The organism is Gordonia sp. UBA7599 (assembly GCA_002477755.1).
Lineage (GTDB): Bacteria > Actinomycetota > Actinomycetes > Mycobacteriales > Mycobacteriaceae > Gordonia.
Genome location: DLKD01000083.1, coordinates 8,398 through 19,281, shown reverse-complemented (window position 1 = coordinate 19,281; position 10,884 = coordinate 8,398). Strand labels below are relative to the sequence as shown.

Genomic DNA, 10,884 nt, shown 5'->3' with positions numbered 1-10,884 from the left:
GGGCGCAGCGGTTGGCGGTGTTTGCCGCGGATCTGGGATGCACCCGGCCGGGGTGCACCGAACCGCACAGCCGCTCCCAGATCCATCACGGGGCATTGGACTATGCCAAGGGCGGTAACACCGATATCGGCGAGTTGACCTGTGCCTGTGGCACGGACAACCGCAATGTTGGTGACAAGCCGGGCCAATGGGAGACCGCGATCATCACCGCCGGGCCGGATACCGGGCGGATCGGATGGCGCCTGGTCGGATCTGATGGGCCCTATCGCACCAACCCGGTGCACCACCCGCAAAAGTTCCTGCGTGGGCACCCGTTCAACTCGACACAGGTAACCCCGATCCCCGCGACCACCGGCGAAACCCCGCCGATGGCCGGGACGAACGGTGCTGATGCGGAGACCACGGCAGGTCCGGCGACCGGGTATGCCGTCGGTGATCCGGGCAGGCCCAGTGCCGGTCCCACGATGCTGCGCATCCGGCCCGACGACGCCGACGCCAGACCCGACCGACGACGGATCTCGCCCGACCGGCGACGGATCTCGCCTGACCGGCGGCGAGGATCGCCAGTAGAAACAGCACTCGCCGCAGCCCTCCGATCAGCAGCCTGATCGGAGGCTCGGCGGTGCGGTTCGATGCCTCGTGCGGCGAGCTTCGGCACTCCGCCCCTCTCTCGTGCCTATGCTCAGAGCGTTCCCCTTTTTGAGCATTTCTCTCCGTAGAAAGAGGCACCTGTGTCCCAGCACGAGCACGCGCCCACCGAACCACCGTGTCAATGCATGGGACTGAACCGCCGGCATTTCCTCGCCGTCGGAGCGGCGGGTCTGGCAGCGGCCTTCGCTGCAGCCTGTTCCTCCGGCGACACCGGCAGTACCTCGTCGTCGAGCGCAGCCGCGCCGCGACCGGCCAACACCCTGCTCCGCAACGTGCGTGTCCTGGACGTGCGCGCGGGCAAGCTCGGCGCGCCCACCGACGTCCTGGTGCGGGGCAACCTGATCGCGGGTATCGGGACGGGGCAGCCCGCGGATCCGGGGACCGCGGTCATCGAGGGCCGCGGCCGGACGCTGATGCCCGGCCTGATCGACAACCACGTCCACCTCATGTTCGGGGCGGTCACCATGGCGCAGTTGATGGACCCCGACAAGGACGAGCAGTTCTACGCGAAGGCCGCGATGGAGAACGCGCACCAGATGCTGCTGCGCGGGTTCACCAGCGTGCGCGACCTGGGTGGGCCGATCTTCCCGCTCAAGGTCGGGATCGACAAGGGCAAGGCCGTCGGGCCACGCGTCTGGCCGTCGGGTGCGATGATCTCGCCGACGTCGGGCCATGGCGATTTCCGGACCCCCGACGAGAAGGCGCGCCGCTTCACGGGTCAGCAGTCGCGAGCGGAGAAGCTCGATGCCACCTTCATCGTCGACGGCCGCGACGAGGTGCTCACTGCGTCGCGGGAGAACCTGCGCATGGGCGCGAGTCAGCTGAAGATGGCTGCTGGCGGGGGCACCTCATCTGTCTACGACCCGATCGACGTCACGCAGTTCACCCTCGACGAGATGCGCGCCGGAGTGGAGGCCGCCGACGACTGGAACACCTATGTGACCGTTCACGCCTACACCGACAAATCGGTGCTGCGGGCCATGAACGCCGGGGTGAAGTGCGTCGAGCACGGTCAGTTGCTCGATCCGGCGACGCTGCGCGTGATGGCCGACCGTGGCGTTTGGCTCAGCGGGCAGTATCTCGTCCCCAACAACGACACGATGAGCGCCGATCGTCGTCGCAAGCGCGCCGGGATCGTCGCCGGCAACGCCAAGGTGTGGCCCGAGGCCAAGCGCGCGGGGGTCAAGCTGGCGTGGGGCACCGACTTCCTCTTCGATCCGTCGGAGAACCCCAAGCAGAACTCCATGCTGCTGTCGCTGCGCGAATGGTTCAGCTCCGCGGACATGCTGCGGCTGGCGACGCTGGACAACGCCGCCCTGCTGGGTCTGAGCGGGCCGCGATCGCCCTATGAGGGCGTTCTCGGCGTCGTAGAGCCCAACGCCCTTGCCGACCTGATCCTCGTCAACGGCGACCCCCTGGCCCAGATCGACCTGATCGCCGACCCGGGCAAGAACTTCGACGTCATCATGAAAGACGGCGTGGTCTACAAGGGCGCGTGAGCACGATCCGCGCCATGCACACCGGCGCAGCAGCAGCGGGGCACTAGGGTTGGCGGGCATGGGACAACCGCGTACGCGCATGACCGGTACGCAGCGGCGCGCCCAACTCATCGAGGTGGCACGCGGCCTGTTCGCCGAGCGCGGCTACGAGGCGACATCGATCGAGGAGATCGCCCAACGCGCCAACGTGTCCAAGCCCGTGGTCTACGAGCACTTCGGCGGTAAAGAGGGGCTCTACGCCGTCGTCGTCGACCGTGAGATGGAAACGCTGCTCGAGATGATCACGTCGTCACTCTCGACTACCCGCTCGCGCTATCGGGTCCAGCAAGTCGCATTGGCCTTGCTCACCTATATGGAGGAACGGCCCGATGGTTTCCGCATCCTGGTCCGTGGCCGCAGTGCCGGCGACGGTGAGAACACGACCTACTCGAGTCTGCTCAACGACGCCGTCACCCAGGTTGAGCACATCCTCGGCGGAGACTTCTCGCGCCGCGGCTTGGATCCAGGACTCGCCGCGCTCTACGCGCAAGCCCTTGTCGGCATGGTCTCGATGACGGCACAGTGGTGGCTCGATGTGCGCGAACCGCCCAAGGAGGTCGTGGCCGCGCATCTGGTCAACCTGTGCTGGAACGGCTTGACACGATTGGATCCCGACCCGGACCTCGTCGGCCCCGACTACGCGGAGAATATGAAGAATCAGTCCAAGACCAATACGCAACGGACCGGCGACCAGTGATCGTCGATCCCACGACGCCGATCATCGTCGGCGTCGGCGAAGTCTCCGAGCGTCTCGACGAGCCCGGCTACCGCGGCCTCTCGGCCGTCGAACTCGGTGCCGGTGCCGCATCACTCGCCGTTGCGGACGCCGGGCTGACACCCGAGGATCTGGACCGGCTGGACCTCGTCATCGGCATCCGGCAGTTCGAGACCTCCCACCCGCTGGCGCTGGCGGCACTGGGCCGCTCGGACAACTACCCGCGTTCAGTGACCGACCGAGTGGGGGTCGATCCGGTCACCGCGGTCTATGACGTCGTCGGCGGCGATGGTCCGCAGCGCCTTGTCGGCGAAGTCGGCGCGCGGATCGCCGCGGGCGAGATCGACTCGGTGCTCCTCGTCGGATCTGAAGCCATGTCGACGGCCAGGCACTTCGCCGGGCGCGACGATGCCCCCGACCATTCCGAGGAGCGCGGCGGTCAGCTCGACGACCGCGGGTACGGGATCGACGACATGATCACACCGTCGGCCGTCGCCCACCGGGTCTACGGCCCGCCCGCGCACTATGCGCTACTCGAACACGCCCGGCGGGCGCGGCTCGGGCTTTCGCGGGAGGCGTATGCACCGACGATGGGCGGGCTGTTCGCGCCGATGTCGGAGGTGGCGGCGACCAACCCGCACTCCGCCGCCCCGACGCGTCGCAGCGCAACCGAACTCGTCGAGGTCACCGAGCAGAACCGGCTGGTAGCCGATCCCTACCCACGGTTCCTCGTCGCGCGTGACCAGGTGAACCAGGGTGCCGCGGTGCTGATGATGTCGGTCGCCCGCGCGCGCGAACTCGGTGTGGCGCAAGACAAGTGGGTATTCGTGCACGGCCACGCGAAAGCCGCTGATGTGCCGGTTCTCAATCGCGCAGACCTCGGTGTCTCCGCAGCGACGGAGGCAGCGCTGCACGGCGCCCTGGCGGCGGCGGGTATCGGGATCGGCGACGTCGACGTGATGGATCTCTACAGCTGTTTCCCGATCGCGGTGTTCGTCGCGACGGATTCCCTGGGCCTGGCCGCCGACGATCCGCGCGGCCTTACCGTCACCGGTGGCCTGCCGTACTTCGGGGGAGCGGGCAACAACTACGCCATGCACGCGATCGCCGAGGTGGCTCAGCGCCTTCGCGCGGAACCGGGCAGCATCGGGCTGGTCGCGGCCAACGGCGGCATCATCTCGAAGTATGCGGCCGGGGTGTACTCGACGACGCCGACGCCGTGGCCTGTCAGTGCGGACCCGCAACCCGCCGTCGACGCGGCTCCCCGGCTGGAGTCGGTCGACGAGTTCACCGGCGAGGCGGTGGTTGAGACTTTCACCGTCACGCCGTACCGGGGCGCGATGGTGGGAATCCTGGTGTGTCGCGCCGACGATGGGCGCCGGTTCTACGCGAACGCCGATCCCGCCGACGAGGAATTTGCCGAGATCTTGGCGACTGGTGAGCCGATCGGAACGCGCGTCACCGTCCGCCCGGTCGAGGGGCGCAATACCGCCACGCGCTGCTGAACCGCGGCTGGCGGGAGTCGCCCGCCGGCGGTGGCAGACTGGACCCGTGATCCGGACTCTTCCTATGGGCGCGGCGGCGCTCCTGCTGATCGGCGGCCTGCTCTCCGGGTGTTCGCCCGACGGTGGCTCGGGCGTGCGCGTGGAGTTTGCGGCCGAGTCGTTGGCTTCTGGTGACGGTGAGTTCCCGCCCGGGACGGACCAGGCGAAACTCGTCGGCGAAGCGACGGCCATCCTTGCGCAACGCTTGTCCGATAGCGGTATCGCCGATCCGAAGGCAGCGGTTCACGGCGATACCGTCGTCGTTACCGCGAAGTCGGGCAGCCCCGCCGACATCGAGGCGCTCGCGGCCGCCGGTGTGCTGCTGCTGCGCCCGGTGCTGTTCACCGCGCCGGTCGCGGCGGATGCCTCCGGTCTGGACCTCGAGCTGCGGCAGGCCAATGTCACGACGCCGCCCGCGGAGATGGCGCGCCGGGCCCAGCAGCTCAAGTGCATCGGCGTCGATCCCATGGCCGGCAACGACAATCCCACCGAGTTGCTCGCGGCGTGCGGCCAGGACGGCCAGAGCGTCTACGCGTTGGGCGCGGCGATCATCAACGGAAACGAAGTCGCCAGCGCGAAGGCCTCCCCATCGCAACAGGGCGGGGGATGGGTCGTCACCGTGGAGTTCGGGGGGAGCGCCAAGGAGGAATGGCCGACTTACACCGCGGCGAACATTGGTCAGCAAGTGGCGTACGTCCTTGACTCGCGTGTGGTGACCGCGCCGATCATCCAGAGCCCGATCAGCGGGCCGACCCAGATCTCCACGGCGGCCGGCTTCTCACAGGCCGAAGCCGAGCACCTCGCCACGATGCTCACGACGGGAGCGTTGCCGGTCCGCTTCGTGCCGAAGAAGTAGACGGATCAGCGTCAGGCCCGCCAGGCTGGATCGCGACCGATGAAGCCCATGAGCCGGTCTTGCGCGGAAGCATCGTCGGGGACCGCAACAGCCGGGCCGTACTGCCCCGATCCACGCAGCATCTCCTCCATCGGAGCCATGCCCGCGAGCATCGCCGCACACTGGTCCTCGTCGAGGGCGAGGTCCTGGCCACTTGCCTGCGCCAGGTCCCACGAGTGCATGAAGACGTCGGCGGTGTAGAAGTTGTCGACCGCGACGGCCAGTGGCATGGTTCCGACCTGCGGGTGGGTGAACTCGGCCGTCGCCGATGGTCCGTCGAGCAGGGCCTGTACCTGACTGGTGTGCCGGCGCCACGCGGCGACCGGGTCGGCATCGACGGCGGGTCCGGGCTCCAGGCCGACGCCCCCGGCGGCGAGGAACCCGGTGAACCAATCGACGAGATGGCTCACAACGTCGCGCGCGGTCCAGTCGGGCACCGGCGCGGGGGCGGACCAGTCGGTCACCCCGGCGACCAGGTCGCCGAACGAGGCGGCGACGACGCGGTGGCGCTGCTCGGGTGTCGCCGGCAGCATCAGATCGATCCGTCGGCGAGCAAGTCGTCGATCTTGGCGTATCCGTCGTTCACGCCGACCTCCATGCCGCTGCGCAGCCACGCATCGCGGTCTTCGATGCTGTCGCACAGCGACTGTGCGACCAGCCGGCTGCGGCCGTTACCGAGGTCCTCGACCGTCAGCGTCTCCAGGGATACCCCGTCGGGCTGTTCGGCCCAGGTGAAGGTCTGGACGATCTTGTCGTCGGTGATGTCGTGGAAGGACCCGTAGAACGAGTACTCCTCGTCGCCGTTGATGTGCGTGAAGGCGTAGCGGCCGCCGCGGCGCGCGTCCCAGTAGTCGATCCGGCCCGTCAGGCCGTTGGGCCCGGACCACTGGACGAAGAGGTCGGGATCGATGTGGGCCTTGATGAGCTGCGCGGGGGTGGCCGCGAATTCGCGCGTGATCGTGATGATCGGCAAGGTCGGATGGGCCTCGATGGTGGCCTCGGGATGGGTGGTGGTGCTCATGATGCTGCTCCTTGCTCGGTGGGTTCTTCGGTTTCTGCCATGGCGGCCAACACGGCGTCGAGGCGCTGATAGCGCTCCTCGGCTTGTCGTCGGTACCGCTCGATCCATGCGGTCATCAGGTCGAACACCTCCGCTTCGAGATGGACGGGCCGGGTTTGCGCCTCGCGGCCCCGGCTGACCAGACCGGCGTCGCCGAGCACTTTCAGGTGCTTGGAGATCGCCTGCACGCTGACGTCGTAGGGCTGCGCGAGTTCGTTAACGGTCGCGTCGCCCTCGGTCAGCCGCGCGACGATGTCGCGCCGCGTCGGGTCGGCCAGTGCCGAGAACACCAGTGACAGTTGGTCCGTCATGTCGATCCTTTATTTAACTGCATGGTTGAATAAGCGTCTCATTGGACCGCTGCATTGTCAACCGTTTAGTTGAATAAAGACCCGTCTCGATCCTGCGATCGGTCGATCCGAGGTCAGGCGAAGGTTGCGCTCCGCTTGGACAGGCCCGCCCAGAACCCGTCGATGACTTGGTCGGGGGCTTGATCCGGCGTGGCCGCCGCGCCGAGTGCGACGAACAGCGGCACGAAATGCTCGACGGTCGGATGGGCGTACGGCATCCCCGGGGCCCGATGGGCGAAGTCGGCGAGTGTGTCGACGTCACCGCGGGCGAGGGACTCGTGCACCCAGGCGTCGAACTCTGACGACCAGGCCGGCGGGACCGCCTCGGGACGTCGGTCGGTGAGGAACGGCAGTCCGTGCGTCGTAAACCCCGAGCCGATGATCAGCACGCCCTCGTCGCGCAACGGCGCCAGGCGCTCGCCCAGTTCGATGAGCCGTATCGGGTCGAGCGTGGGCATCGAGATCTGTAGCACCGGGATCTCGGCGTCGGGGTACATGACGGTCAACGGCACGTACGCGCCGTGGTCGAGGCGGCGCCCGGTGTCGTGGTGGACGGGCTCGCCGTCGGGGATCATCGCCGCCACTCGGGCGGCCAGCGCCGACGAGTCGGGCGGCGCGTACCGCGTCTGGTAGTAGCGCTCGGGGAAGCCGTAGAAGTCGTAGGTCAGCGGCACGGTCGGGTCCGTGGCACCGATCGTGAGGGGCATTGCCTCCCAATGGGCGGACACGACGAGGATCGCCGAGGGCCGGGGCAGGTCGGTACCGAGCTCGGCGAGCTGCGCGACCCAAGTCTGATCGTCGACGAGGGGAGGGGCGCCGTGGCTCAGGAAGACGGCCGGTGGGCGCGGTGTGGTGGGGGCTGTCATACGACACGTAACGCATCGACCGAGCTTGAGATTCCGCCGACCGAGCCCAAACCCGCGCCGAGTGAGCCTACGGCGTGACGCTGCACTGCAAGATCGCCACGTCGATCCATTGTCCGAATTTGAATCCGACCTGGCGCAACACCCCGACTTCGACGAAACCGTGGCGGCGGTGCAGTGCGATCGACCCGTCGCCGGGCAGGGCGATGAGCGCGACGATCTCGCGAACGTCGGTGGCCGCGGAGGCCTCCAGCAGAGCGGACATCAGTGCGTTGCCGACCCCGCGCTGTTCCCACCCCGGTGCGACGTAGATGGTGTCCTCACTCGTTTGCCGATAGGCCGGTTTTGGGTTGTAACCACCGAGATAGGCGTACCCGACGATCCTCTTGTCGTCGACGGCGACGAGGAACGGCCGGTCGGCCCCGGTGATGGCGGCAAGTTTCGCGACCCACTCGTCGACGTCGAGCGCGACGGTGTCGAACGTCGCGATGGAGGTGGCGACGTAGTGGGCGTAGATCTCGGCGATCGCTGCACAGTCGTCGGCGGTGGCCGGACGGACGATCGGGGTGTTGCGCGCCATCTCCTGCATGGGCATCACGTTCTCACGGCCAGGCGGATCCGGCCATGCTCGGCCCGCTCGCGGGGCTACGATCCGTGCACTCGGTGTAGGGAGGACCGTCATGACCATGACAGCCGTGACCACTCGTCGCCACCTCGGCGGAGCAACGGTCGCACTGGCCGCCGCCACGATGACCGCCACGACGATGACCGCCACGACGATGGCCGCCGGGTCCGCGCATGCGGCTCCGATCGCGGTGCAGCAGATCCCAGCCAACGGGATCGTTTCTAACGGGATCACCGACTTCGGGACCTACGCGGCCGCGATCCGCATCGATACCGCATCGCCGGGCGTCGTCTGGTTCAGCGCCCCGGCCGGTGGTCGGTGCGGCAATCCCGCGATCGACGACTCTTTCGTCCGCTTCGACTACCGCAATGCCGCCACCGGGCGAGCCGGGTCGGCGATGGTGCGGCCATGTCCTGGTCCGTGGTCGGGTTCACGGCGGGTCAAACTGTTCACCGGCCGCGGCCCGGTCAGCGGCACCGTCAACATCGTGAACCGCGGCGGCCCGTGGCAAGTGCCGGGGTGGGCGTCGTTCACCGCTCCCTGACCCGACCACCTGCCCGACCCGGCCGCCGGTCGGGCGCCGGTGCACCGCCCCTAGACTGAGCCGAGTGGCACCCACCCCTCTTCTGCACGGCCTGGCACAGGCGGTGTGCGCCGACGAGACGTTCGCCGCGCTGGCCGCGCACCTGCCGGCACCCCGCCTGGCGCTCACCGCTCCCGACGCCGCCCGCCCGTTCGCCGTCGCCGCCCTCGCACAGCAGACCGACGACCCGATCCTCGTCGTCTCGGCCAACGGGCGCGAGGCCGACGACCTGGTGATCGAGCTCGCTGAGCTCCTCGACGACCCCGAGTCCGTCGCCCTCTTCCCGTCGTGGGAGACCCTTCCGCACGAGCGCCTCTCACCCAGCGCTGACACCGTCGGCCAGCGCCTGGCCGTCCTGCACCGACTCGCCGCCCCGGGAGATCACCCGCTGCGCGTCGTCGTTACGACAGTCCGCTCGGTGGTCCAGCCGATGGCCCCGGGCCTGGGGGATCTGCACGCGATCACCCTGCACGAGGGCGATGAGATCGACTTCGACGGTCTGCTGGCCTCGCTGGTGGAGATGGCCTACGAGCGCGTCGACCTTGTCGGGCGCCGTGGTGAGTTCGCGGTGCGCGGCGGCATCCTCGACGTCTTCCCGACCACCGCCGACCACGGTGTGCGCATCGAGTTCTTCGGCGACGAGATCACCGACATCCGCGCGTTCTCCGTCGCCGACCAGCGCACCCATCCGGAGATCGACGCCAGTCCCGTCGTCATCCATGCGTGCCGCGAGCTGCTGCTCACCGCGCCGGTCCGCGCACGCGCCGGCCGCCTACTGGAGTCGCAGGACGAGGGCAGTGACCTGACGTCGATGCTGGCCAAACTCGCCGAGGGTATCCCCGTCGAAGGGATGGAGGCGCTCATCCCGCTCCTTGCCGACGACGATCTCGAACTCCTCACCGAAGTCATCCCCGACAGCTCGCTCGTGCTGCTGTTGGACCCGGAGAAGATCCGCACGCGTGCGGCCGACCTGGCGGCCACCGGCAAGGAGTTCCTCGATGCCGCGTGGACGGTCGCGGCGATGGGCGGCGATGCCCCGGTCGACGTCGAGAACGCAGTCGGGCCTTTGCGCGGCTTCGCGGCGAGCGCCTATCGGCTCATCGACGACGTGGAGGCGGCGACGCTGGCCTCGGGTCGCCGGTGGTGGACGTTGAGCCCGTTGAGCAGCGGCGAGGCCGACGAGGTGGCGCTCGCGGTGACGGCGGGCCCCGCACCGCGCGGCAACGACGACGAGATCGTCGCCCTATTCGCCCAGTTGCGTGCCCACGTCAGCGACGGTGGGCGCGCGGCGATCGTCGTCGCGGGCAAGGGCACGGCCGAGCGCATCGACGAACGCTTGGGTGAGGCCGAAGTCCCGTCGACGGTGGCCGCCGCCGGTCAGCCGCCCGTGCCCGACGCCGTCACGATCTACCACGGAACCCTGCGGCGCGGTCTGGTCACGAGTGGTTCCGCCGCCACGACCCCGCCGCTCGTCGTCGTCACCGAGGCCGACCTGACCGGCACGCGGGTGGCGGGCACGCGCGACGGTCGCCGGCTCGGTGCCAAGCGCCGCAACCAGGTCGACCCGCTGGCGCTGACCGCGGGTGACCTCGTGGTGCACGACCAACACGGCATCGGCCGGTTCGTCGAGATGATCGAGCGCACAGTGTCGGGGGCGCGCCGCGAATACCTCGTCATCGAGTACGCCGCGGGCAAGCGCGGCCAGCCCGGCGACAAGCTGTACGTGCCGATGGACTCGCTCGACCAGCTTTCCCGCTATGTCGGTGGCGAAGCACCGTCGCTGTCGAAACTGGGCGGCTCGGATTGGCAGAACACCAAGCGCAAAGCCCGCAAGGCTGTGCGCGAGATCGCCGGCGAACTCGTCCAGCTCTACGCCGCCCGCCATGCCGCTCCGGGGCACGCCTTCGCCGCGGACAGCCCGTGGCAGCGCGAGATGGAGGACGCCTTCGACTTCACCGAGACGCAGGACCAGCTGACGGTCATCGCCGAGGTGAAGGCCGACATGGAACGCGCCGTTCCGATGGACCGCGTCATCGTGGGCGACGTCGGCTACGGCAAGA

12 protein-coding genes are annotated in these 10,884 nt (G+C 68.6%); 7 read left to right on the top strand and 5 right to left on the bottom strand.

Annotated features, from left to right (window positions below; all coding sequences use genetic code 11):
- The 5 genes from B4L26_RS09955 to B4L26_RS09935 form a co-directional block, all read left to right on the top strand.
- On the top strand, window positions 1–608 hold a 608-nt coding region (locus tag B4L26_RS09955; RefSeq protein ID WP_290718535.1), incomplete at its 5' end, for an HNH endonuclease signature motif containing protein.
- A gap of 168 nt (window positions 609–776) precedes the next feature.
- Window positions 777–2,150 carry a metal-dependent hydrolase family protein gene (locus B4L26_RS09950; protein ID WP_290718533.1) on the top strand — a complete coding sequence of 458 codons (1,374 nt, stop codon included), beginning with the start codon at window positions 777–779 and terminating at the stop codon, window positions 2,148–2,150.
- Between the two features lie 58 nt (window positions 2,151–2,208).
- Complete coding sequence (locus B4L26_RS09945; RefSeq protein WP_290718531.1) at window positions 2,209–2,886, top strand: TetR/AcrR family transcriptional regulator; 678 nt, start codon at window positions 2,209–2,211, stop codon at window positions 2,884–2,886.
- Entirely contained in the window at window positions 2,883–4,409 is a 1,527-nt protein-coding gene (locus tag B4L26_RS09940) for an acetyl-CoA acetyltransferase (protein WP_290718529.1), read from the top strand. Before B4L26_RS09945 ends, B4L26_RS09940 begins: the two co-directional genes overlap by 4 nt.
- A gap of 46 nt (window positions 4,410–4,455) precedes the next feature.
- A complete protein-coding gene (locus B4L26_RS09935) occupies window positions 4,456–5,304 on the top strand; it encodes a SecDF P1 head subdomain-containing protein (protein WP_290718527.1) in 849 nt (282 codons plus the stop codon).
- A gap of 11 nt (window positions 5,305–5,315) precedes the next feature.
- Here B4L26_RS09935 and B4L26_RS09930 read toward each other — a convergent pair whose 3' ends face one another.
- From B4L26_RS09930 to B4L26_RS09910, 5 genes are all read right to left on the bottom strand, one after another.
- Window positions 5,316–5,876, bottom strand: a complete 561-nt coding sequence (locus B4L26_RS09930) for a TIGR03086 family metal-binding protein (RefSeq protein ID WP_290718525.1) — start codon at window positions 5,874–5,876, stop codon at window positions 5,316–5,318.
- On the bottom strand, window positions 5,876–6,364 hold the full coding sequence (locus B4L26_RS09925) for an SRPBCC domain-containing protein (RefSeq protein ID WP_290718522.1): 489 nt from the start codon (window positions 6,362–6,364) through the stop codon (window positions 5,876–5,878). Before B4L26_RS09925 ends, B4L26_RS09930 begins: the two co-directional genes overlap by 1 nt.
- On the bottom strand, window positions 6,361–6,714 hold the full coding sequence (locus tag B4L26_RS09920; RefSeq protein ID WP_290718520.1) for an ArsR/SmtB family transcription factor: 354 nt from the start codon (window positions 6,712–6,714) through the stop codon (window positions 6,361–6,363). The genes B4L26_RS09925 and B4L26_RS09920 overlap by 4 nt, the downstream gene beginning before the upstream one ends.
- Before the next feature lie 113 nt (window positions 6,715–6,827).
- On the bottom strand, window positions 6,828–7,619 hold the full coding sequence (locus B4L26_RS09915) for a dioxygenase (protein ID WP_290718518.1): 792 nt from the start codon (window positions 7,617–7,619) through the stop codon (window positions 6,828–6,830).
- A 67-nt stretch (window positions 7,620–7,686) separates the two neighbouring features.
- Window positions 7,687–8,205, bottom strand: a complete 519-nt coding sequence (locus B4L26_RS09910; RefSeq protein ID WP_290718516.1) for a GNAT family N-acetyltransferase — start codon at window positions 8,203–8,205, stop codon at window positions 7,687–7,689.
- Between the two features lie 91 nt (window positions 8,206–8,296).
- On the opposite strand from B4L26_RS09910, the gene B4L26_RS09905 reads away from it, so the two are divergent.
- Together B4L26_RS09905 and B4L26_RS09900 are read left to right on the top strand one after the other, a co-directional pair.
- Complete coding sequence (locus B4L26_RS09905; RefSeq protein WP_290718513.1) at window positions 8,297–8,785, top strand: hypothetical protein; 489 nt, start codon at window positions 8,297–8,299, stop codon at window positions 8,783–8,785.
- A gap of 64 nt (window positions 8,786–8,849) precedes the next feature.
- A partial coding sequence (locus tag B4L26_RS09900) for a CarD family transcriptional regulator (RefSeq protein ID WP_290718511.1) occupies window positions 8,850–10,884 on the top strand: 2,035 nt, incomplete at its 3' end.

Excerpts from the sequence above, each read along its gene's own strand:
- B4L26_RS09910 (WP_290718516.1), bottom strand. The coding sequence starts at position 8,205 with ATGCAGGAGATGGCGCGCAACACCCCGATCGTCCGTCCGGCCACCGCC.
- B4L26_RS09920 (WP_290718520.1), bottom strand. The coding sequence starts at position 6,714 with ATGACGGACCAACTGTCACTGGTGTTCTCGGCACTGGCCGACCCGACG.
- B4L26_RS09905 (WP_290718513.1), top strand. The coding sequence starts at position 8,297 with ATGACCATGACAGCCGTGACCACTCGTCGCCACCTCGGCGGAGCAACG.
- B4L26_RS09945 (WP_290718531.1), top strand. The coding sequence starts at position 2,209 with ATGGGACAACCGCGTACGCGCATGACCGGTACGCAGCGGCGCGCCCAA.
- B4L26_RS09925 (WP_290718522.1), bottom strand. The coding sequence starts at position 6,364 with ATGAGCACCACCACCCATCCCGAGGCCACCATCGAGGCCCATCCGACC.
- B4L26_RS09930 (WP_290718525.1), bottom strand. The coding sequence starts at position 5,876 with ATGCTGCCGGCGACACCCGAGCAGCGCCACCGCGTCGTCGCCGCCTCG.
- B4L26_RS09950 (WP_290718533.1), top strand. The coding sequence starts at position 777 with ATGGGACTGAACCGCCGGCATTTCCTCGCCGTCGGAGCGGCGGGTCTG.
- B4L26_RS09915 (WP_290718518.1), bottom strand. The coding sequence starts at position 7,619 with ATGACAGCCCCCACCACACCGCGCCCACCGGCCGTCTTCCTGAGCCAC.